The sequence below is a fragment of the Thauera sp. genome (assembly GCF_035444905.1).
Classification (GTDB): domain Bacteria; phylum Pseudomonadota; class Gammaproteobacteria; order Burkholderiales; family Rhodocyclaceae; genus Thauera.
In genome coordinates this window covers 14,229-36,715 of sequence record NZ_DAOMPS010000031.1, presented here as the reverse complement: position 1 = coordinate 36,715, position 22,487 = coordinate 14,229, and the positions used below count along the sequence as shown (strand labels likewise).

The window sequence follows — 22,487 nt, the reverse complement described above, 5'->3', positions numbered from 1 at the left end:
TCTCATGAATTCACAAGCCCCCTCCCCGCTGACCCACTTCGACGCCGACGGCCAGGCCCACATGGTCGACGTCGGCGCCAAGGCCGAAACCCGCCGCGTGGCGGTCGCCACCGGGCGCATCACGATGCGCCCCGAGACCTTCGCGATGGTGAGATCGGGCAGCGCAAAGAAGGGCGACGTGCTCGGCATCGCGCGCATCGCCGCCATCCAGGCCTCCAAGCGCACCAGCGAGCTGATTCCGCTCTGCCACCCGATTCCGCTCACCCGGGTGGCGGTCGAGTTCGAGCCCGACGAGGCCGCCTCCGCCATCCGGTGCACCGTGACCGCCGAAACCGTTGGCCGCACCGGCGTCGAGATGGAAGCGCTGACGGCGGTCAACGTGGGGCTGCTCACCATCTACGACATGTGCAAGGCAGTGGACCGCGGCATGCGCATGGAAGGCATCCAGCTGATGGAGAAGCTGGGCGGCAAGTCGGGGCACTGGAAGGCCTGAGCTGTCGACCGACCGAGCAGGTCGGAGCCTTGATCAACCCAGGGGGCAATTCCAGATGTCGTCAGGGGGCGCATTGAATCTTCGCATCGATTGACATCAACCCCCGTCGCTCGGCGTGCATGGTCAATGGCCCTTTCCGCAGACATCCCGTATGAGCTCACGAACCCAGCGGTGCACTGGATCAGCGTGAAGTCTCGGGTGCCAGAAAAGTGAGACGGTGATCTCGGGGGCGGGGAATGGCAGGGCAAACGAATACATGCCGTTGCGCAAGTTGCCGGTGTGGCGCTCGGGCACGCTGGCAATCAGATCCGAGGCCCTGGCCAGCGCCACGGCGGTGGCGAAACCGCCAACGGTCGTAACCACGTTCCGCTTCAGGCCCAGGACGCCCAGGGCCTCATCGATCGGTCCGTGCGGTACCCCGTGGCGCGAGAGGCCAATATGCCTTCCCGCCGCGTACAGGGCCGGTGTGATCTCAATGGCGCAGAGCGGGTGCCCGGCGCGCACCACACCGATGAAGCGGTCGCGGAACAGCGCCTGGACCCGGATCTCCGGCCCCATGCCACGGCCAAGCACGCCGGTTTCAAGATCGACCGTGCCGTCGCGGAGTGCGCCCGGTCCCCGGTCGAGCTTCGGCACAAAACTCAGGCGGACCCCCGGCGCCATCGCGGCCACACGCTCCAGCAGAAGCGGGCCGAAGTTCTCGACGAAACCCTCGCTCGTACGCAGGGTGAAACATCGCTCCAAGGCCGCGAGATCGGGTTTGGTCGCGGGACGCAGCACGGTCTCAACTGCGCTTACCAACTCGCCCACCGTTTCCCGCAACGCCAGCGCGCGGGGCGTGGGCACCAGGCCACGTCCTGCACGAACCAGCAGAGGATCGCCTGTCGTCGCCCGCAAGCGCGCCAGCGCGCGGCTCATCGCCGAGGGGCTCAATTGCAGTCGCTCGGCGGCGCGCGCCACGTTGCCCTCGGTGAGCAGTACGTCCAGGGTGAGGAGCAGATTGAAATCGGGCTTGGACATGGACGCACGCTAACACAGCACGCTCATGCATGGCGCTGCATGCACTAATACATTGCAATTGATGCGTCTTCCGCCCAGCGTCTCGAATTCCTACCATTGGGTAGCACGTTGAAGGAGTAAGGACGCAGGCCCCAGAGTGGCCATCCACTGCATCGTGCGAGCAAGGAGATTGTCATGAACAGACTGGATTCAACTGCGGTGGTGATGGCGCCGCAAAACGCAACCGCACGCTGGGCAATGGCCGGCCTGTCGCTGTCGATGCTGCTGTCCTCGCTGGGCACCAGCATTGCGAACGTGGCCTTGCCGACGCTGGCAGCGTCCTTCGACGCGTCCTTCCAGGCGGTGCAGTGGGTGGTGCTCGCCTACCTGATCGCCATCACCGGCACGATCGTGGCTGCAGGCCGCCTGGGTGATGTGCTCGGCCGGCGCCGTCTGCTGCTGGGCGGCATCACCGTATTCACCGTGGCCTCGGTCCTGTGCAGCCTGGCGCCCAGCCTGTGGTGGCTGATCGGTGCGCGCGGACTTCAGGGCGTGGGGGCGGCCATGATGATGTCGCTCACCATGGCGCTGGTGGGCGAGGCCGTCCCAAAGGAACAAACCGGTCGCGCCATGGGCCTTCTCGGCACCATGTCCGCCGTGGGCACGGCCCTGGGGCCAACGCTGGGCGGTCTGCTGATTGCCGCCGGCGGCTGGGAAGCGATCTTCCTCATCAAGCTCCCGCTTGGCATCGCAACACTGATTCTGGCGCAGCGCTGCCTGGCGGCCGATGCACGGCCGGTCGCGATCCCGCGGACGGCTTTCGACACGACGGGCGTCGTCGTACTCGCGCTGACGCTGGCCGCCTATGCGTTGGCGATGACGATCAACAAGGGCAGTTATGGGCTCATCAACGGCATGCTGCTCCTGACGGCCCTCGTCGGTGGCGGCCTGTTCGTGTGGCTCGAAGCGCGGACACAAGCACCGCTGCTGCAGCCGGCCCTGTTCCGGCAGAGGCCGCTCAGCGCCGGGTTTGCAATGAGCGCCCTCGTCACTGCGGTGGTGATGGCAACGCTGGTGGTCGGCCCGTTCTATCTCGCCAGCGCGTTCGAACTGGATGCGGCGCGGGTCGGTCTGGTGATGTCGTCCGGCCCCCTCGTGGCCGCGCTGTCGGGCGTGCCGGCCGGCCGCCTGGTGGATCGCTTTGGCCCCCAGCGCATGGCCGTTGCCGGCCTGGTGGCGATGCTGCTGGGTGCCTTCACATTGCCTCCCCTGTCCGCCAGCCTGGGGCTGCCAGGCTATGTCAGCGCGCTCGCCTTCATCACCGCCGGCTATGCACTTTTCCAGGCGGCGAACAACACCGCGGTCATGACCCATGGCAGCGCAGAGCAGCGCGGCCTCGTCTCGGGCCTGCTCAACCTGTCGCGCAATCTCGGGTTGATCACCGGCGCCTCCCTCATGGGCGCGGTATTCGTCCGCGGCGCGGCGACGTCCGACTTCACCGCCCTCGCCCCGCAGGCGGCCTACGCCGGGCTGACACTCGCCTTCTCCGTCGCCGGTGCTTTCGTCTTGACCGCACTGGTCATTGCCGTCCGCTCGAGCGCCGCGGCGCAGCGTCCTTAGCCCGTGCGCACCACGGACTCGAGGACGAGCAATGGCCGGGATCGTGAATGAGGATGCCAAGCACGCCCATCGCGACAGGGGCCGTCAGCCTACGGGCTGGGGTTAGAGTCGTCGCCCATGCACCGTTGGTTTGCCATCCTGTTCCTGCCGCTCGTGCCGCTTCAGTTCGCTTCGGCGGGCATGGATGCCCATCGGGATCGCACGCAGGTCAACAGGACGCTGATCTTCCTCGTCAATGGGCGCAGCCTGCCCAGCTTCGGTCCCGAGCAACTCGCACGCCTGGTGGCGGAGGAAGTGGGGAAGATGCTGTCGTGATTGCGCTGTTCAAGATCGCCGGCCTGTTCGCCTTGACGGCCGTGGCCGAGATCGTCGGCTGCTATCTGCCCCGGCTCGTGCTGAAGCAGGGCCGGAGTGCCTGGCTGCTCGTGCCCGCAGGGCTGTCGCTGGCCGCCTTCGCCTGGTTGCTGACGCTGCACCCGACGGCGGCCGGGCGTACCTATGCTGCTTACGGCGGAATGTACATCGCGGTCGCCTTGGTGTGGCTTCGCGTCGTGAATGGCATTGCACGGACGCGCTGGGATATCGCGGGCGCCGGCGTCGCGCCTGCCGGCATGGCCATCATTGCGCGGCAACCTGCTGCCCCCTCCAAACCAGGGCAACCAGCCCGTCTGGGTCCATTTAGGTTCGATGGCCTAGCCCCCGACCTGGCAAGCCGTCGAGCCTGAAGCCTGCGGGCAACGCGGCGTCTACCCCGCCGTCGCCAGCAGGCTCGCGTTGCCACCCGCCGCGGTGGTGTCGATGCACAGATGGCGTTCCACCACGTAGCGTTCCGGCGCGATGGTCTGGGTCTCGAGCGGCACGATGGCGCCGTCGCGCCTGGCGAGCGCGATGCGCAGCTCGCCAGTCCAGTCGCTGGCGCCAGCCGCGGCCACCGCCGCGATCCCCCGGACCGCGCCCAGCGTCTCGGCGGCGACGACGCCGTCGAGCGCGGCGACCGGCGCCCCGGCATCGATCAGCGGGCGCACGAACTGCTTCGCGTCCGGCGCGACGAGCACCGCGGCGCAGCCCGCACCGAGGGCCTGCACCGCCTGGGCAAGCGCGATCTCCGGGGTAGGCCCGAGGCAGAGCACGGGCCCCTTCGGATACAGCGACAGCCGGTTGCTCTCCCCCGTCGGCCCTGGAAGCGTCTGCGGCGTCATGTCGAAGGCCGCGGTCTCGTTGAGCGCCTTGCGGATCAGGCCGCTCTTGCCGCTCAGCGTCTTGCGCAGCACCGCGACGCGATCGGGTCGCGCCGCCCAGTTGCTTGCGTCCAGCCCGTCGAGGGCCGACTGGACCTCCCCGAGTGGCACGGCCCGCCCCTTCGGCGCGTCGTGCTGCTCGACGGCGGCCATGCGGCGGAAGCGGGCGACGTAGTGCGGGCCGCCGGCCTTGGGCCCGGTGCCTGATAGGCCCTCGCCGCCGAACGGCTGGGAGCCGACGATGGCGCCGATCTGGCTGCGGTTGACGTAGACGTTGCCGACATGAAGACGCTCGACGATCTGCTGCACGCGGTCGTCGATCCGGGTATGCAGCCCGAAGGTCAGCCCGTAGCCCCTGGCATTGATCGCGTCGACCACCTTGTCGATGTCTCGCGCCTTGAAGCTGGCCACGTGCAGGACGGGGCCGAAGATCTCGCGCTCGAGATCCTCGATGCCCCCGACCTGGACCACGGCGGGAGTGACGAAGGTCCCGACGTCGGGCGCTGACAGCTTCTTCAGCACCGTGCCGGCCTTTTCCTGCGCGTCCACATAGGTGCTGATGTCGTTCCGGGCGTCGGCATCGATCACCGGCGACACGTCGGTGGCGGTATCCCAGGGGTCGCCGATGGTGAGCGCGTCCATGGCGCCGTAGAGCATGTCGAGCAGCCGCTCGCGCGCCTCTTCCTGTACGTAAAGCATCCTGAGCGCCGAACACCGCTGGCCGGCCGACTGGAAGGACGAGATCAGGATGTCGCGCACCGCCTGCTCGGTCAGCGCCGTGGAGTCCACGATCATCGCATTCAGTCCGCCGGTCTCGGCGATCAGCACCGCATCCGGTCCCGCGTTCTGCGCCAGGGCCTTGTGGATGATCTGCGCCACCGGGGTCGAGCCGGTAAAGCACACGCCCGCGATCCGCGGATCGCTGGTCAGCGGCCCGCCTACCGTCGGCCCGTCGCCGGGCAGCAGCTGCAGTGCCGCCTCCGGCAGACCGGCCTCGCGCATCAGCTCGACGGCACGGGCGGCAATCAGGGGCGTCTGCTCCGCGGGCTTGGCGAGGACGGCATTGCCGGCCACCAGCGCCGCGGCGATCTGACCTGTGGTGATGGCCAGGGGAAAGTTCCACGGGCTGATGCAGACGAAGATGCCGCGGCCACGACCCGTCTCTTCCGCCTCCAGCCGTTCGCCCTCGTTGGCGTAGTAGCGCAGGAAGTCCACCGCCTCGCGCACCTCGGCGATGCTGTCGGACAGCGTCTTGCCGGCCTCGCGCGTGGTGATCGCGATCAGCTCGGCGACGTGTTCCTCATAGAGATCGGCGGTGCGGCGCAGCACCCCGGCCCGCTCCGCCGCCGGACGCGCCGACCAGTCGCGATAGCCTTCCTCGGCGGCGTCGAGGGCGGCCGCCACCTCGTCCGGCGTCGCCTCATGCACCTTGCCCACGACCCGCGAACCGTCGGCCGGAGACACGACATCGCGCGCCGGCCCCCGCGGCGCCGGGCGGCCTGCCAGCATCGGCCCGGCGGTCCAGGTCGTATCGGCGAAGGCCTCGCGCGCCTTCAGCAGCGGCAGGATCGAGGCGGGTTCGTTGATCCGATAGCCACGGGAGTTCTTGCGCTCGGGCGCGAACAGCTCGCCGGGCGGGCTGATCGAGGGGTTGGCGATGGCGTCGCCCAGGCGCTGCAGGTCGGTCACCGGGTCGCGCGCGATCTCGCTGGGAGGAATGGCGGGGTCCACCACCTGGTTCACGAACGAGGAGTTCGCTCCGTTCTCCAGCAGACGGCGCACCAGATAGGCCAGCAGGTCGCGGTGCGCGCCGACCGGCGCGTAGATGCGGCAACGCGTCCCCTCCGACTGCTTGACGATCTGATGCAGCGATTCGCCCATGCCGTGCAGGCGCTGGAACTCGAAGCTGTCCTTGTTATTGCCGGCCATGGCCAGCACCGCAGCGCAGGTATGGGCATTGTGGGTCGCGAACTGTGGATAGATGCGGTCACGGCGATCGAGCAGCATCTGCGCGCACGCCATGTAGCTGACATCGGTGCTGAGCTTGCGGGTAAACAGCGGGAAAGTCTCTACGCCCAGTTCCTGCGCCAGTTTGATCTCGCTGTCCCAGTAGGCGCCTTTGACCAGGCGCACCATGATCTTGCGATCGAGCCGCTCGGCAAGGGCGTAAAGCGCCTCGATCACCGCTGCGGCTCGGCGCCCGTAGGCCTGCACCACGATCCCGAATCCGTCCCAGCGGGCGAGAGCGGGGTCGGGCAGCAGCGCCTCGATCACGTCGAGTGAGAGCTCCAGCCGGTCCTGCTCCTCGGCGTCGATGTTGAAACCGATGTTGGCCTTGGCCGCCTGCTTCGCCAGGTCCAGCGCGCGCGGGACGAGTTCCGCGATCACCGTGTCGCGGTGGGTGTATTCATAGCGCGGATGCAGGGCCGACAGCTTCACCGAGATGCCGGGGCTGGATCGCACCTCACCCTTGGCCTGGCCGGCGATCGCGGTGATCGCCCTGGCGTAGGCCGCGTGGTAGCGGACGGCATCCTCATCGGTCCGCGCCGCCTCGCCCAGCATGTCATAGGAATAGGTGTAGCCGTCCTTCTCGAGCTCCCGGGCGTTCTTCATGCCCTCCTCGATGGTCTGGCCGAGCACGAACTGGCGGCCGAGGATCTTCATCGACTGGGCGACCGCGGTCCGCACCAGCGGCTCGCCCACACGGCGCACCAGGCCGCGCAGCGCCCGCACCGGCCCCTTGGGGTCGTCATCCAGCACCTTGCCGGTCAGCATCAGTGCCCAGGTCGAAGCGTTGACCAGCGACGACGAGGACTTGCCGAGGTGTGCGCCCCAGTCGGACGGTTCGATTTTGTCGTGGATGAGGTCGTCGATGGTTTCCGCATCGGGAACACGCAGCAGCGCCTCCGCCAGGCACATCAGGCCGACGCCCTCGGCAGTGGAGAGTCCGTACTCGGCGAGGAATGCCTCCATCATCGAAGGCGAGGTTTCCTTGCGCACGCGCTCCACGAATCCGGCGCCGACGGCGGCCACCTTTCGGCGGTCCTCCTCCGATAGCTTGATGCGGTCGACGAGCCTGCGCAGCACCGCTGCCTCGTCGGCGAAACAGTCGTCGCGGATGCGCGAGCGGAGCTCGCCGATTTCGCGCTGCGGATGAAGGTTCGCTTCGTTCATGCTCGATCTCTCCTGGCCACTCGACACAAGGCGTCGAAGCCCCGAGCCGGCATTGCCCTCCTACAAGCTCAGGGCGAACGTGAACACCCTGTCTGTTCGAAGCCGCTTGAACAAGTGCGGCAGGCGCGCTTCTTTCAGCGCTCGATGTGCTGATATTCGCCGGCATCGGCGGTAAGACTGCTCACCACCAGGATCGCAATGAAGGATGCGAGGAATCCGGGAATGATCTCGTACACCCCGGGCCCCCCCATGAACGATCCGTTCCAGCCCAGCGAAATCCAGATCATGACGGTGGCGGCACCCACGAGCATGCCCGCGATCGCGCCAGTGCCGTTGGTGCGCGGCCACATCAGCGACAGGATGATGAGCGGGCCAAACGCCGCACCGAAGCCTGCCCATGCGTTACCGACCAGCCCCAGGACCTGGGAGTTCGGATCGGACGCAATGACGGCGGCGACCAGACCGACCAGCACGACACAAATCCGGCCCACGGTCACGCGCTCCCTGTCCGTCGCCTGCTTACGCAGGAACAGCCGATAGAAGTCCTCGGTCAGGGACGATGACGACACCAGCAGTTGGCTGGAGACGGTACTCATGATCGCGGCGAGCAGTGCGGCGTAGAGGAAACCGGTGATCAGCGGATGGAACAGCAGATCCGCCAGAATGATGAAGATCGTTTCCGGATCCTGGACATCCATCCCATTGCGAATCGCATAGGCGCGGCCGAATATCCCCACCGAGATTGCGCCGACCAGGGAGACGAGCATCCAGCTCATGCCGATGTTGCGGGCGATTGGAACATCCTTCAGCGCCCGGATGGCCATGAAGCGCACGATGATGTGCGGCTGGCCGAAATAGCCCAGGCCCCAGGTCACTGCAGACAACCAGCCGATGAAGGTCAGCCCCTGCGTCCAGGAAAGCAGCGTGGGATCGACTCGATTCAAGTTCTGCGACGCCTGGGCAAAACCGCCGCCACCTTCGCCAAAGAGAACGACCGCCGGCATGATGACCAGTGCCAGCATCATGATGCAGCCTTGCACGAAGTCCGTCATGCTGACGGCCAGAAAGCCACCGACAACCGTGTAGGCCAGCACCACGCCCAGGGTGATCACGATACCCACGGCGTAGTCGCTCAAGCCGCCAAAGTTGAAGATCCCGGAAAATGCCGTCTCGAACAGTTTGCCGCCGGCAACCAGGCCTGACGCGGTGTACACCGCGAAGAAGACGACGATGACGATCGCGGAGACCGGCCTGATCGACATTGCCCGGGTCGGGAACCGGTTCGCCAGGAATTCCGGAATGGTGATCGCATTGCCATAGTGAACCGTCTGCTCGCGAAGGCGGGGTGCGACCAGCAGCCAGTTGAAGTACGCCCCCACCAGCAGACCGATACCGATCCAGGCCGAAGCCAGACCCGATACGAACAGCGCCCCGGGCAAACCCAGCAGCAGCCATCCACTCATGTCCGACGCGCCTGCCGACAGGGCCGCCACCTGCGGACTGAGGCCTCGGCCCGCCAGCATGTAGTCTTCGGACGAAGACGTCGATTTGCCCATCGCATAGAAGCCGATGACGATCATGAGCGCAAAGTACGCAAGAAGACTGATCCAGATACCGATGGCCATGAGAATTCTCCAGTCGCTCCAGGACGGAACCACCACTGACAGGTTCCCGCGACTTCTCTGAAGGATAGGCGGTGAAACGGCAGCCCTCAAGGTCGCATCCTTTTGTCGTATTCCGTATACGAATCTCGATCACTCTGCCCGCGTACTGCCTGACCTCAAGACACGTAGGCCGGATTCACGCTGCCGTCTGCGATTGCGCTGATCCAGTTTGCGCTGGGCATCGCCAGCTCCGGCGATACGATGCCCTCTGACGTGCTGCACGGCCTGAAGGTGGTGGCGGTGGTCGCGCAAGCGGTATGGGAGATGGCGCGCAATCTCTGTCCAGACGCACCGCGCATCACCCTGATGGCGGCGGCGACCTGCCTTGTGGTGCTGGTGCCGTCCGCATGGAGCCAGGTGGGCGTCATCGCCCTTGCCGCAATCCTTGGCCTGCTGCTGTTCAAGCCTCAGCAGGGGGCAGCGCACGAGCCCTTGCCGATTGCCACGCGGCCGCACGGCCGCCCGCAAGCGGCCCTGCTGGGCGTCAATGCGGCCGTGGTCGGCCTGCTGCTGGCGGCCCTCTATCAACCGGTATGGACGAGCGCGATCCACTCGCCGCAAGACTTCGGCCTGGCCCTCGTGGCGCTGGTTGCGCTGATGTTCTGGAAGCTGCCGCCGTGGCTGGTGGTGGTCGGCAGCGGCGTCGCGGGCGGCTTGTTGAGCACGGTGCTGTAAGACCCTGACGAAGCCCTCTTCGGCCTTGGCATCGCCGCGGCATTGCGACACCGCGCCCCGCGCACAGCGCGCATCGGGCTGCGCCTCAGGGACTCGGAAAACGCATGCGCCAGGGCAGTTCTCCCTGGATGAAGAGTCGCGCCTCGTCCGACTGCGGGCGCGAAAAGAAGCGCTGTACCGGCGTGTGTTCGCACACCCGGCCAGCGGACATGAAGACGATGTCGTCACCTAGGCGGGTCGCCTGACCGAGGTTGTGGGTCACCATCAGGATGCGCGTGCCGTCGGTGCGGATCTCGCGGATGATGCGCTCGACCTCGGCACTCGCGGACGGATCGAGGCTCGCGGTCGGCTCATCGAGCAGCAGCAGGCGCGGCCGAGTGAGCCAGGCGCGGGCAAGCGCGAGGCGTTGCTGCTCGCCGCCGGAGAGCTGGTGCGCGCTGTCGTCGGCGCGGTCGGCGAGGCCGACACGCTCGAGCATCGTCATCGCACATCGCGCGCGCTCGCGCCGCGACAGCCCGAAAGGCCTCAGGCCGAGCGCCGCGTTGTGCAGCACCGAGGCGCGCAGCATCATCGGCCGCTGAAACACCATCATCACGCCCTGCGCCGGCCGGCGCGCGCCCTCGTCGCCCCAGGCCATGCTGCCCGCACTGGGCTCGACGAGGCCGCAGATCACCCGCAGCAGCACGCTCTTGCCCGCCCCATTGGGCCCCAGCACCAGGGTGATGCCCTCGTCGCCCAGTTCGAGGTCGATGCCGGCCAGCACCGCGCGGCCATTGGGCTGGTAACGCAGGTCGCGGAGCCGCAGCGGAAAGATCGCCATCGTCCGCCTCAGCCGTAGCGCCGCATCGCCCAATGGCGCAGCCCAAAGGCCAGCGCATTGAGCGCGAGGATGAGGACGATGAGCACGAGTCCGAGCGCGATCGCGAGCGGCAGATCGCCCTTGCTGGTCTCGAGCGCGATCGCGGTGGTCATCACGCGGGTGGCGCGGTCGATGTTGCCGCCCACGATCATCACCGCGCCGACCTCGCTCATCGCCCGCCCCAGGCCTGCCAGCACCGCCACCAGCAGGGAATGGCGGCAGTCGTAGAGCAGCGTGGTGACGCTGTCCCACCACGAAAAGCGCATCAGCTGCAACTCCTCAGCATAGCGCTGCCACACGTCCTCCACCACCTGGCGCGTGATCGCCGCCATCAGCGGAATCACCAGCAGGGTCTGCGCGATGATCATCGCCAGCGGCGTGTACAGCAGGCCGAAGGCGCCGAACGGCCCCGAGCGCGACAGCAGCAGGTACACCACCACCCCGACGACCACCGAGGGCAGACCCATCAGGCCGTTGATGAGGACCGACAGCGTGGTCTTGCCCGGAAAGCGCCCCACCGCGATGCAGGCACCGAGCGGCAGCCCGATCAGTGTCCCCAGCAGCACCGCGCCACCGCTGACCTGCAGCGACAGCACCACGATCTCGGCCACCGTGTGGTCGAAGGTGGCAAGCAGGGCGACGGCTTCGGAAAAGGTGGCAGCGAAGGCGGACATCGGCGGGGAGCATACCGGAAACGCTGCGCGAGCCGCAGCGCGCAAGGCGAGGACGCAGCGCGCAAGGCGTTGGCGCAGCAGTGGGGCACTCGAGCGGCGCTCAGCCTCCGCCCTTCTGCATCGCGCGGTCCAGTCGTGCCAGCAGCGCGCGGCGCGCGGCTTCATCGCCGGGGCCGAAGCGGTAGTGCACATCCAGTTGCGGCAGCTCGAACAAGCCGAGCCGGCGCACCCCGGCCGCTTCGATGTCGATGACGAGATCTTGCGCGCCGTCCTGCAGGTCGAAGCGCCGTGCCTCGGCACTGCCCTGCACCGCCGGCCAGGCCTGGCGCAGGTCGCGCTCGAACTCGCGCGGCGTGGCAGTGACCCGGCGCACCAGGGACTCGGGCACCGGACCGTTGATGAAGGCCACCGTTCAGCCGCCGGCGATCGGCGGCCAGATGGCGAGCTCGTCGCCGTCCTTCAGGCGGCGCTTCGGCCGCTCCGAGGGTGGCACGAAGTGGCCGTTGACCAGCACCAGATGGGCGCTGCGTTCGGGCACGCGGTAGCGGTGAATCATGTCCGCCACCGTCGTGCCCTCGTCCACCTCGAGCTCCAGCCGGTTGCCGCGGTGGCCATCGGGCAGGTAGTCGGAAAGCGAGGCGAAGAGCTTGAAGGCGATACGGATCGTCACGCGGGTCTCCAATTCGCCCCCTCAGCGCGCCAGCGCCATCGGCTGCTGGCTGCGCGCGACGTAGGCATCGACGAAGGCCAGGGGCGTCTGCAGCAGACGATCCTTCCACTCGCCCAGCTTGACCCGGCCGTGGATGAGGCCGCGCAAGGCCCCGACATGCTGGGTCAGACCGATGGAGGTGGCGCCGATCAGCACGTCGTCCTTGAACTGCAGGCTGAGATAGCGATAGCGCGCCTCGTCGACCAGCTCGACGCCCGCGCCGCCCTGCTCCGGCTTCTCGCCCCACCACTGGCCGAAGGACGACGAGATCAGCCCCAGCGTGTCGAGCACGTTGATCGCCAGCACGCCGTTGAGCCGGGTGTCGCCACCGGCACCGCCGCGCGCCATGTTCATCGCCGCAATGCGCGCCTGGTCGGCGGCGTTGGGCTGGATGGCAGCAACCAGGTGGGCGCCGGTGAACAGATCCGGCGCCTCGGCCACGTCACCCGCGGCAAAGATGCCGGGCACGCTGGTCTCCATGCGGTCGTCCACCAGCACCCCTTTGGCGACATGGACCGGGGTTTCCTCCAGGAAGCCGATGTTCGGCGCCACCCCTGCGGCAACGATGACGAGGTCGCAGTCGAGCCGGTCGCCGGTCGACAGCGTCACCGCCAGCGGCGCGCTGCTGCCCGCCTCGCTGCCACGGTCGATGCGCTGCACGCCGGCCGAGGTCAGCACCCGAATGCCCTTCTCCTCGACCCAGCGCTTGATCATGCCGCCGGCCTTGGGCGTCATCATGCGCGGCACCATGCGGTCGCCCATCTCCACCACGGTGAGTTGCACACCGCGCTTGGCCAGCGCCTCCATGATGATGCAGCCGATGAAGCCGGCGCCCAATTGCAGCACGCGCGCACCGGGCTTTGCATGCGCAGCGATCGCGCGCGCATCGGCCAGGGTCCAGCAGGTCTGCACCTCGGGCAGGTCGACGCCGGGGATCGGCGGACGCACCGGGTGAGAGCCGGTGGCGATCAGCAGGCGGTCGTAGTCCTCGAAGTGGCCGTCGTCGAACAGCACGGTGCGCTTGTCGGTGTTGAGCGCGACCGCGCGACCGCGCATCTGGCGGATGCGCAGGCGCTCGAAGTGGTCGGCGCCCTTGCGCAGCCAGGTGCCCGACTCGTCGATGTTCTCCTCCAGCAGATAGGGAATGGCCATGCGCGAATAGGGCGGCGCATCCTCGTGGCCGACCATCAGGATGTCATCGGCCGGCGCGGCCTTGCGCAGCGTCTCGGCGGCAACGACACCCGCGGGGCCGTTGCCGAGAATCAGGTGTTTCATTGGAACGTCCTCGAACGGAAGGCGGGCGCCCCGCAGGGCGCCCGCTCAGGCTTATGCCACTACAGGCCCAGACGTGCCCGGGTGGCTTCGGTCGGCTGCCCCTCGGGCGTCCAGCCACGCACCTGGTAGTACTCCGGCAGCATCTTCGCCAGGCCATTGACCAGGCCCTTGGCCGGGCCGGTCTTGGCCGGTTCCTGGGTCAGGCGCGGCGGCAGGTTGTCGTCCTTGGCGGTGAAGCCGGCGGCGTTGTTGAACATGCGCTCCATGTTCCAGATGCGCTCGCCGACCTCGTTCAGCTTCTCCATGCTCCAGTCGCCCTCGCAGGCGGCGGCCACCTGCGGCTGCACGTCGGCCAGGGTCCACGCAAAGCTGGTGAATACGCAGATGCCGGCCGAGTCGAACACCGCGGTGGCGTCCTGGAAGGCCTTCACCAGCTCGGGCTTGCCGTCGGTGGTGAGCGGGTCGGTCTTGACCGGGATGCCCAGCACTTCGGACGCCACGGTGTAACCGCGCAGGTGGCAGGCGCCGCGGTTGGAGGTGGCGTAGGCCAGGCCCATGCCCTGGATGCCGCGCGAGTCGTAGGCCGGGAACTCCTGGCCCTTGACGCTCATCGACAGCTCGGGCCGGCCGTACTTCTCGCACAGGCGCTTGCTGCCCAGGCCGAGCTCCTTGCCGAAGCCCTCGCCCACCGCCGTCATCTCGACCATCTTCGCCAGCGCCTCGGCCGAGCCGAAAGGTGCCGCCATGCCGATCTTCTCGTCGTTGAGGATGCCCAGCTCGTAGAGCTCCATCGCCGCGCCGACGGTGGCGCCGAAGGAGATCGGGTCCATGCCCTGCTCGTTGCAGATCAGGTTGGCGTACTGCAGCGCCTCGAGGTCGCCCACGCCATTGGCCGCGCCGAGCGCCCAGGCGGCCTCGTACTCGAGTCCGCCGGAGGCGCCCCAGTACTTCGGGCTGTTCTTGACGGTGAAGTGGCCCTTGTCGATCTCCGAGATGCGGCCACAGGCGATGGTGCAGCCGAAGCAGGCGGCGTTGGTCACCAGGTGCGTCTTGCCGTCGGAGGCGCGCTTCTCGTGCATGGCCTCGGCGGAGATCTTGGACGCATCCTCGAACTGCACGTCGCGGTGGTTGCGGGTGGGCAGCGCGCCGATCTCGTTGATCACGTTCATCAGCACCTGGGTGCCGTACTTGGGCAGGCCCTGGCCGGTGACCGCGTTGTCGGCGAGCACCTTCTTGGCGTCATTGGTGGCCTTGAGGAAGGCACCGAAGTCCTTGATGCCGGACACGCCCTTGGTGCCACGGATGGCGACGGCCTTGAGGTTCTTCGAGCCCATCACCGCGCCCACGCCCGAACGCCCGGCGGCGCGATGCAGGTCATTGACCACGCAGGCGTACAGCACCTGCTTCTCGCCGGCGACGCCGATCGAGGAGATGCGCACCAGCGGGTCCTGCAGTTCGTCCTTGATGTGCTCCTCGGTCTCCCAGCAGCTCTTGCCCCACAGGCCGGCGGCATCGCGCAGCTCGGCCTTGTCGTTCTCGATGTAGAGCCACACTGGCTTTTCCGAGCGGCCCTCGAAGATCACCATGTCCCAGCCGGCGAACTTCATCTCGGCGCCAAAGAAGCCGCCCGAGTTCGAACAGGCGATGGCGCCGGTCAGCGGGCCCTTGGTGACCACGGTGTAGCGGCCGCCGGTCGAGGCCATGGTGCCGGTCAAGGGGCCCGTGGCCATGATCATCTTGTTGTCGGGCGACAGCGGATCGACCTTGGGGTCGATCTCGGACACCAGGTATTTGGTTGCCAGCCCGCGCGAGCCGAGATACTCGTCGGCCCACTGCATGTTGAGCGGCTCCACCGTGCAGGTACCGGCCGTGAGGTTCACCCTCAGGACTTTTCTATTCCAACCCATGACGTGTCCTCCTCAGGCAGCGGCCGAAGCCGGGGTATTGGCCTTCGCGGCCCAGGCGCGCATCTTGTCGATGCCGGTCCAGTCGGCGTCGACATAGGTGATGGCGCCGGTCGGACAGGCGCTCGCGCAGGCGGGGTTACCCTCGCACAGGTCGCACTTCTGAACCTTGCCGGATTCCTGGTTGTAATTGATGGTGCCGAAGGGGCAGGCGATCGTGCACACCTTGCAGCCGACGCAGGTGTCGTCGAACACCATCTTGGCGCCGGTCTTGAGATCGATGCGGATCGCGTCCACCGGGCAGGCGTTCAGACACCACGCCTCGGTGCACTGCGTACAGGTGTAGGGCACCTTGCGGCCCTCGTGCTCGAAATTGAACACCTTGATGCGCGACTTGCTCGGATTGATGACCCCGGTGTGCTCGTACGAACAGGCCATCTCGCATTGCAGACAGCCGGTGCACTTCGCGGGATCAATGTGCAGTGCTTTCCACATCGATCGTCTCCTCATTTTCCAGTTGTACTTGGGGAAAAGCAGGTTTCAACTAGCAAGAAGTGTTCCCTTACACCTCCTCTTTTCCGTCTTGCGCGGGCGGGACCCGCCCGAGCTTGCGGTAAAGCCGGTTGCGACTGACGCCGAGGTAACGCGCGGCCGCCGAAAGGTTGCCGCCCACCTCGCGCATCACGCGTTCGATCAATTCGACTTCGAGCTGATCCAGCCGACGCCCACCGGGCACGGCGGGCGCAAGCGCATCGGGCAGATCCAGCGCGCGCGGTGGCGTCCGCTCGAGCGGCGCAGCAGTGGGGGCCTCCTCACGGGTCCGCTCGTCGGCCTCATCGGCCATGAACAGGTCTTCCGGCAGGTGACAGGGACGGATCTCGTCCTCACCCTCGTCCAGCAGCGCCACCGCGACACGGATCACGTTGTGCAACTGGCGCACATTGCCCGGCCAGGCATGGCGCTCGATGAAGTGCATCACCTCATCGCCGATGCGCAGCCCGCCGAGCCCGGCATCCGCCGCCTCGAGCTTGAGAATGCGCTCGACAATGCAGCGGATGTCGCTGCGCTGTCGCAGCGGCGGCAGGCAGATCGTGAGGCTGTTGACGCGGTAGTACAGATCCTCGCGAAACTCGCCGCGGGCCACCGAGTCTCGCAGCACACGGTGCGTGGCACACACGAGCGAGATGTCGACCGGAATCGACTTGAGCGAGCCGACCGGCGTCACACAGCGCTCCTGCAGCACGCGCAGCAGTCTCGCCTGCATACCGAGCGGCATGTCACCGATCTCGTCGAGAAACAGCGTGCCGCCGTGGGCCTGCTGGATCTTGCCGATCGAGCCTTCCTTGCGCGCCCCGGTGAAGGCGCCGCCGACATAGCCGAAGAGTTCGGACTCGATCAGCGTCTCGGGCACTGCCGCGCAGTTGAGCGCCACGAAGGGCTTGTCGGCGCGCGGGCCGCTGTTGTGGAAGGCATTGGCGAACAGCTCCTTGCCGACGCCCGACTCGCCCTGGATCAGCAGCGGGATGTCCTTGCCGAGGATGCGCCGCGCCCGGTCGACCGCGCGCGCAATGCCGGCGTCGCCCGTGGCCAGCGTGTCGAGCACGATCCTGGCCCGCCCGCCGGCGGTGCCCGCCCCCTGCCCGGCCACGCGCGCCGGACGCGCGGGCTCGAGCACCGCGGGCGGCGCGTCGGCCCTGCTGTGGATCCGCGGGCGCAGCGAGCGCAGCTGCAGGTAGAGGTCCGATCCGTCGCGCAGATTGAGGCGGATCAACGCATCGCCCGAGCTGCGCATCCGGTCGGCAATCCGCCCCAGGCCCTGGCGGAAGAGCTCGGCGAAGGAGCAGCCGCCGCCCACCTCCTGGCGGCGCTGCATCCACTCGCGCGCGATCGTGTTCGCCCCGACCACGATGCCCTCCGGGGTGACCGCGATGAGCCCCTCCTGCAGGCTGCCGACGTACTCGGGGCGTTCATGGAAGGCGACGAGGATCTCGTTGGCGAACTCGGTCTCGAACAGGCGCTTCTCGATCAGCTGCACCGACAGGCGCACGAGGCCGAGCGAATGCCGCTGGTGGACGCGCTGGTCGCACGAAACGTCGAGCACGCCGGCGAGCTCGCCGCGCGAATCGAGAATCGGCGCCGCGGTACAGGACAGGAAACCGTTGTGCTCGAGGAAGTGCTCCTGCCCCAGCACCACGGTCGGCAAACGCGCGGCGATCGTGGTGCCGATGGCATTGGTGCCGCGCGCCTCCTCGCTCCAGCACGCTCCCGGCTGCAGGGCGACACGGTTGGCACGATCGACGAACTCCGCGTCACCCAGGCTATGGATGATCGTGCCCTTCGGGTCCGACAGGATCACCAGGCTGCCCGAGGCGCGAATCTGCTCGAACACATGCTCCATCACCCCGCTGGCGTGCTCGACCAGCCGTGCACTGCGTTCGCGCGCCTCGGACAGGCGCGCCCGCTCGGCGTGATCCCGCACTTCACGGCTCGAGCTGTCCAGCCCGAGCTCGCGGCAACGCATCCACGACGCCAGGATCTGGGCCGGAACGCCCTCCTCCGGATGAATGCCTTCGCCGAAGAACTGGCTGCGCGCCTGTCGAAGCCGATACTCGCGCGCCGCTGGCGCCGCCAGTGCATGCTCCATTGTCTCCATTGTCTCCATGTCTCCTCCGGGCTGCCTCGCGACCTGGGTCTGCGGGCTTGCCATCGATTCTTTTGCTTCGGTTCGAAACGTAGCACTTGATTCGGATCGAAACAAATGCGCTGCTCCGCAGACCGAAACGCAAGCAGGAAGCCTGCCAGTCGCTTGCGGTAAAGGGCGTCCACCCAAGCCCGCAGACAGCGGACCCTGCAGACAGCTCCTCAATCTCTGGCACGGCGATTGCAGTGACAAGCTTGTCCGGAATCGCCGGCATTCATGACCCGATGCAACCACACACGAGGATAGACAAGGTGAAGACGAGAACCTTGAAGGAGACACTGTTTGGCCGCTTTGCCCTGGGTACGGCCGGCCTGAGCCTGATCGCTGCCGCCACGCTGGTGCATGCCCACGGCGACGTCGTGCCGCAGGCAGTCGACACCAGCACCTTGCCGCAACTGGGCGAGCAATGGGTCGAGACGAACCCCTACCGTGGCAACGCCGACGCCATCCGCATCGGCGACTCGGCCTTCAACCAGAACTGTGCGCGCTGCCATGGCCTGGGCGCGGTCTCGGGCGGCATCGCCCCCGACCTGCGCTACCTGGAGCACGACGACTACATGGACGAGTTCTTCATCGGCAAGGTGCGCAACGGCGTGACGCGCAATGGCGCGGTGTACATGCCGCCGTTCGAGGGCATCCTGTCGCAGGAAGCCATGTGGGCCATCCGCGCCTGGCTGGAGACGGTTTATGAACAGCAATGAGCGACGCCGCTTTCTGCGCGCCGCGGGGGCCCTGGCCCTCGCGGGCCTGATCCCGTCCGCCACCGCGGCGGCCGCAGAACTCGAACTGCAGCAGCCCGGCACCCTGCGGGTGGCGGTGTATGCCAACTTTCCGCCCTACTCGGCAGCCGGCAAGGGCGTGGACGTGGCGCTCGGCCGCGCGCTGGCCGAACACCTCGGGCTGCAGCCGCAGATCGTCGAGTTCCCGGCCGACGAGGACATGAAGGACGACCTGCGCAACATGGTGTGGCGGGGCCACTACCTGGGCACCAAGCCCGGCGACGTGATGCTGCACGTGCCGGTGGATACGCACTTTGCCTCGGTCAACCCGCAGGTGCGCATCTTCGCCCCCTACCACCTCGAGACGCTGGCAATTGCGCGCCTGCCCGAGCGCGTCCCGCAGCCCTCGAACTCGGTGGCCGAGTCCTTCGAGGCCTTCACCACCGAGAAGATCGGCGTCGAACTCGACACCCATTCGAGCGACTTCCTGCTCCACATCCTGGACGGCCGGCTCAAGCCCAACATCGTGCACTTCCCCAGCCTGGCCGCCGCGGTGGAGGCCATGCGCCGCGGCGACATCGCAGCCGCCATGGGCACGCGGACCGAGCTCGAGGGCGCGATCGGGGGCGGCACCGACATTGCCCTCGACCCCCTGTCCATGCCCGAGCTGCGCATCCGGCCGTGGCCGCTGGGCATGGCGGTGAGAAAGGATAGCGACAGGCTCGCCGATGCCTTGTCGAACGCCCTCTCCGAGCTCCAGCGCTCCGGCGCATTGGCGAAGATCTTCGCCGACCACGGCCTCAGCCACCGTCTGCCTTAAGCCCTTTCCAGCGCCACCAACGGCCGGATGCTCCGCTGCGGAACAACTGTTCCGCAGCGGAGCATGTGCTTCCTGTTACTCCACGTAATGGCCGACGCCAATCAGCGAACGGCCTTCACGGCGCACGTAGGAGCGCTTGTTCTCGACGGCGTTGGTGACCGGGTTGCGCCACACGTAATCCACCGTGGCCTCGTCGGCGTGGTTGAGCTTGGCGATCATCTCGGCGACCAGCGCATTGCCGGCGGCGTCGTGCAGGCCGAGCGCATCGGTGTCGGACAGCGCCGGGTTCATGCCCATCGCCTCGAAGCGGCCGCTGTCCATGTTGATCATGAACACGTAGAGGTCGTCCTTGACGAAGTCGCCGCGACGATCGTTGAAGGCCGCGGCCGCGCGTGCGTGGCCCTGCTCGCGCGCCAGCGTCATCGCCCGGTCGAGCATGGCGCGCGCGTCGTCGGCGCCGGCACGCGGCGCAGAGTAGCCCACGCCCACCACATAGTTGCCGACCTTGCGCACATAGCTGACCTTGGGCTCGACCTTGTTCGTCACCCGGTTCAGCCACATGTAGCGCACCGTGCCCTCCGGGTTCACCCGGGTGGTGTCGATCATCTCGCGGAACAGCGCATTGCCGGCGGCATCGGTGGTGTTGAGCACGGTGAGGCCGACCAGGGCTTCGGGCGCCGCGCCACTGGCGTGATAGACCCCCTTGTCGTCGATCACGAAGACGTAAAGGTCCTTGCGCACGAACTTGCCCTTTCGGTCATTGAAGGCGGCAAAGGCGGACTCGGCGCCGTTCTGCTCCATATAGCCCACCGCCTGCTCGAACAGCGCGCGCGCCTCGCGCGGGGTGGCGCGCTCGCCGGCTTGGGCGGACAGCGCGGTGCCGGCGGCGAGCAGCAGGGCCACGGCGACACGGGACATTGAGGGATGCTTCATCTGTGCAACTCCTTGCATGTTGAAAAACGACTGGATCGGAACGGCTGCGGCGGGCAATCACGGCGGCCTCATCCGCCGCGCATCGCGACCAAAGCGACACGGCCCGGGCACTGACGCACCCGGGCCGCCCTGGCCGTCATGAGCGCCGCAGGCGGCGCCCCTCCTCCGGGTCTCAGTTCTTGTGCAGCTTGAACACCCAGACCATGCCACCCTGCTCGAGGAAGTTCACCCGCTTGGCGACGTCGCCCCCCCACAGCGGCACCGCACCGCCCCAGCCCGACACCACGGCCACGTACTGCTCGCCGTTGTCGTCCCAGGTCACTGGCGGCGCGATGACGCCCGAGCCGGTCTGGAATTGCCACACTTCCTCGCCGGTCTTGGCATTGACCGCCTTCAGGTAGCCCTCGGGCGTGCCATAGAACACCAGGTTGCCGCCGGTGGTGAGCACCCCGCCCCACAGCGGCGCGTTGTTCTTCACTTCCCACACGATCTTGCCGCTCACCGGATCGACCGCGCGCATCGCGCCGATGTAGTCCTCGTACAGCGGCTTGATGGTGAAGCCGGCACCCAGGTAGGCCGCGCCGCGCTTGTAGCTGACCGGCTCGTTCCAGATGTCCATGCCCCACTCGTTGGCGGGCACGTAGAAGTAGCCGGTGTCGGGGCTGAAGGCCATCGGCATCTGGTTCTTGCCGCCGAGGAAGGACGGCGCGTTGAACACGACCTCGCCCTTGGCGCCCTCGGCCGCCCCCTCGACGAAGGGGTTGCCCGGGCGCTTGCTGTCGTCCCAGATCGGGCGCCCGGTCTCCATGTCGATGCCCTTGGCCCAGTCGATCCGGGTCACGAAGGGGAAGGCATTGAGCAGCTTGCCGGTGGCGCGGTCATTGACGAAGAAGAAGCCGTTGCGGTCGGCCTTGCCGCCGGCCTTGACCAGGTTGCCGGTCTTCGGGTCCTTGTATTCGAACGAGATGAACTCGTTCACGCCGTCGTAATCCCAGCCGTCGTGCGGGGTGCTCTGGTAGTGCCAGACGATCTTGCCGGTATCCGGGCTGATGGCGACCGTGGCGGACGAATACAGGTTGTCGCCCGGACGCAGCCAGGAGTTCCACGGCGCCGGGTTGCCGGTGCCCATGAAGATCAGGTCGACGTCCGGATCGTAGTAGGCGGCCTGCCAGGTGGCGGCGCCGCCGGTCTTCCACAGGTCGCCCGGCCAGGTCGCGTTGACCGTGCCCGACACCCCGTTTTCGACCGCCTTGCCGTCCTTGTCGTAGGTGTAGCCCATGTGGCCCTCGACCACCGGGCGCATCCAGATCATCTTGCCGGTCAGCGGATCACGCGCCTCGACACGCCCCATCACACCGAACTCGCCACCCGACACGCCGGTGATCAGCTTGCCCTTGACGATCTGCGGCGCCGCCGTCATCGAGTAGCCGGCCTTGTAGTCGTCGATCTTCTCGCGCCACGCGACCTTGCCGGTGTCCTTGTTGAGCGCCACCAACTGCGCGTCGAGCGTGCCGAAGATGACCAGGTCGCCGTAGATCGCCGCGCCGCGGTTGATCACGTCACAGCAGGGCATGATGCCCTCGGGCAGGCGGTGCTCGTACTTCCACAGCTTCTTTCCGGTCTTGACGTCGAGGGCGTAGATCCGGCTGTAGGAGCCGGTGACGAACATCTTGCCGTCGTGGATCAGCGGCTGCGACTGCTGGCCGCGCTGCTTCTCGCCACCGAAGGAGAAGGCCCAGGCCGGCACCAGGTTGCGCACCGTCTCGGGGTTGATCTGCTTGAGCGGGCTGTAGCGCTGGCCCTTGGTGCCCAGCCCGTGGGTGACGATCTGGTGCGTCAGTTCCGCATCCTTGAGGATGTCCTCGTCGGTCACACCCTTGGCCTGTGCGCTACCGATGCCTGCCAGCGCCACGCTCAGCGCCGTCAGCACCACGGGCAGGGCACGCTGCCGCATGTTCTTGCTCATCATCGACTCCTCCTTCGTGTCTCTCGGACGTATGGTTTCTTGATCCGCTTCTTCTCCGGCACGG

Annotated in this window: 19 protein-coding genes and 1 pseudogene; 7 read left to right on the top strand and 13 right to left on the bottom strand. The window is 67.3% G+C overall.

Annotated elements, in window-relative coordinates:
• Window positions 1-4: 4 nt before the first annotated feature.
• Entirely contained in the window at window positions 5-493 is a 489-nt protein-coding gene (moaC, locus tag PLC66_RS14055; protein WP_324541460.1) for a cyclic pyranopterin monophosphate synthase MoaC, read from the top strand.
• Window positions 494-616: 123 nt separating this feature from the next.
• On the opposite strand, the gene PLC66_RS14050 is transcribed toward moaC, so the two are convergent.
• Window positions 617-1,513, bottom strand: a complete 897-nt coding sequence (locus tag PLC66_RS14050) for a LysR family transcriptional regulator (protein ID WP_324541458.1) — start codon at window positions 1,511-1,513, stop codon at window positions 617-619.
• A 174-nt stretch (window positions 1,514-1,687) separates the two neighbouring features.
• Between PLC66_RS14050 and PLC66_RS14045 the strand changes: the two genes are divergently transcribed.
• The 3 genes and pseudogenes from PLC66_RS14045 to PLC66_RS14035 all read left to right on the top strand — a co-directional run.
• On the top strand, window positions 1,688-3,112 hold the full coding sequence (locus PLC66_RS14045; RefSeq protein ID WP_324541456.1) for an MFS transporter: 1,425 nt from the start codon (window positions 1,688-1,690) through the stop codon (window positions 3,110-3,112).
• Window positions 3,113-3,229: 117 nt separating this feature from the next.
• Entirely contained in the window at window positions 3,230-3,427 is a 198-nt protein-coding gene (locus PLC66_RS14040; RefSeq protein ID WP_324541454.1) for a hypothetical protein, read from the top strand.
• Window positions 3,424-3,753 (top strand): annotated as a pseudogene (locus tag PLC66_RS14035) (YnfA family protein); the annotation flags it as partial. The gene PLC66_RS14040 and the pseudogene PLC66_RS14035, both read left to right, overlap by 4 nt.
• A 105-nt stretch (window positions 3,754-3,858) precedes the next feature.
• Here PLC66_RS14035 and putA read toward each other — a convergent pair.
• Together putA and putP are read right to left on the bottom strand one after the other, a co-directional pair.
• The gene (gene putA / locus PLC66_RS14030; protein WP_324541453.1) at window positions 3,859-7,524 is read right to left on the bottom strand and encodes a bifunctional proline dehydrogenase/L-glutamate gamma-semialdehyde dehydrogenase PutA; all 3,666 of its coding nucleotides are present in this window, start codon (window positions 7,522-7,524) and stop codon (window positions 3,859-3,861) included.
• A 134-nt stretch (window positions 7,525-7,658) separates the two neighbouring features.
• On the bottom strand, window positions 7,659-9,149 hold the full coding sequence (gene putP, locus PLC66_RS14025; RefSeq protein WP_324541451.1) for a sodium/proline symporter PutP: 1,491 nt from the start codon (window positions 9,147-9,149) through the stop codon (window positions 7,659-7,661).
• A gap of 180 nt (window positions 9,150-9,329) precedes the next feature.
• Here putP and PLC66_RS14020 point away from each other — a divergent pair, with 180 nt between their 5' ends.
• Window positions 9,330-9,863 (top strand): chromate transporter, encoded by a 534-nt coding sequence (locus PLC66_RS14020; RefSeq protein ID WP_503012215.1) that lies wholly within the window; start codon window positions 9,330-9,332, stop codon window positions 9,861-9,863.
• Between the two features lie 85 nt (window positions 9,864-9,948).
• On the opposite strand, the gene PLC66_RS14015 is transcribed toward PLC66_RS14020, so the two are convergent.
• The 8 genes from PLC66_RS14015 to PLC66_RS13980 form a co-directional block, all read right to left on the bottom strand.
• Entirely contained in the window at window positions 9,949-10,683 is a 735-nt protein-coding gene (locus tag PLC66_RS14015) for an ABC transporter ATP-binding protein (protein ID WP_324541449.1), read from the bottom strand.
• 8 nt (window positions 10,684-10,691) lie between these two features.
• Window positions 10,692-11,396, bottom strand: coding sequence for an ABC transporter permease (locus tag PLC66_RS14010; RefSeq protein ID WP_324541447.1), 705 nt, complete (start codon window positions 11,394-11,396; stop codon window positions 10,692-10,694).
• A 100-nt stretch (window positions 11,397-11,496) separates the two neighbouring features.
• The gene (locus PLC66_RS14005) at window positions 11,497-11,805 is read right to left on the bottom strand and encodes a hypothetical protein (protein ID WP_324541445.1); all 309 of its coding nucleotides are present in this window, start codon (window positions 11,803-11,805) and stop codon (window positions 11,497-11,499) included.
• 3 nt (window positions 11,806-11,808) lie between these two features.
• A complete protein-coding gene (gene thiS, locus PLC66_RS14000) occupies window positions 11,809-12,066 on the bottom strand; it encodes a sulfur carrier protein ThiS (protein WP_324541443.1) in 258 nt (85 codons plus the stop codon).
• A 21-nt stretch (window positions 12,067-12,087) separates the two neighbouring features.
• Complete coding sequence (locus PLC66_RS13995) at window positions 12,088-13,380, bottom strand: NAD(P)/FAD-dependent oxidoreductase (RefSeq protein WP_324541441.1); 1,293 nt, start codon at window positions 13,378-13,380, stop codon at window positions 12,088-12,090.
• A gap of 59 nt (window positions 13,381-13,439) precedes the next feature.
• Entirely contained in the window at window positions 13,440-15,287 is a 1,848-nt protein-coding gene (locus tag PLC66_RS13990; protein WP_324541439.1) for an aldehyde ferredoxin oxidoreductase family protein, read from the bottom strand.
• Window positions 15,288-15,299: 12 nt separating this feature from the next.
• Complete coding sequence (locus PLC66_RS13985) at window positions 15,300-15,779, bottom strand: 4Fe-4S dicluster domain-containing protein (protein ID WP_324541437.1); 480 nt, start codon at window positions 15,777-15,779, stop codon at window positions 15,300-15,302.
• Between the two features lie 67 nt (window positions 15,780-15,846).
• Window positions 15,847-17,937 (bottom strand): sigma-54-dependent Fis family transcriptional regulator, encoded by a 2,091-nt coding sequence (locus PLC66_RS13980; protein ID WP_324541435.1) that lies wholly within the window; start codon window positions 17,935-17,937, stop codon window positions 15,847-15,849.
• Window positions 17,938-18,236: 299 nt separating this feature from the next.
• On the opposite strand from PLC66_RS13980, the gene pedF reads away from it, so the two are divergent.
• Together pedF and PLC66_RS13970 are read left to right on the top strand one after the other, a co-directional pair.
• Entirely contained in the window at window positions 18,237-18,686 is a 450-nt protein-coding gene (pedF, locus tag PLC66_RS13975; RefSeq protein WP_324541433.1) for a cytochrome c-550 PedF, read from the top strand.
• Window positions 18,673-19,524: a substrate-binding periplasmic protein gene (locus PLC66_RS13970; RefSeq protein WP_324541431.1), complete on the top strand. Its 852-nt coding sequence runs from the start codon at window positions 18,673-18,675 to the stop codon at window positions 19,522-19,524. Before pedF ends, PLC66_RS13970 begins: the two co-directional genes overlap by 14 nt.
• A 75-nt stretch (window positions 19,525-19,599) precedes the next feature.
• Here PLC66_RS13970 and PLC66_RS13965 read toward each other — a convergent pair whose 3' ends face one another.
• Together PLC66_RS13965 and PLC66_RS13960 are read right to left on the bottom strand one after the other, a co-directional pair.
• On the bottom strand, window positions 19,600-20,457 hold the full coding sequence (locus tag PLC66_RS13965; protein WP_503012214.1) for a cache domain-containing protein: 858 nt from the start codon (window positions 20,455-20,457) through the stop codon (window positions 19,600-19,602).
• Window positions 20,458-20,629: 172 nt separating this feature from the next.
• Window positions 20,630-22,426: a methanol/ethanol family PQQ-dependent dehydrogenase gene (locus tag PLC66_RS13960; RefSeq protein WP_324541429.1), complete on the bottom strand. Its 1,797-nt coding sequence runs from the start codon at window positions 22,424-22,426 to the stop codon at window positions 20,630-20,632.
• Window positions 22,427-22,487 lie beyond the last annotated feature (61 nt).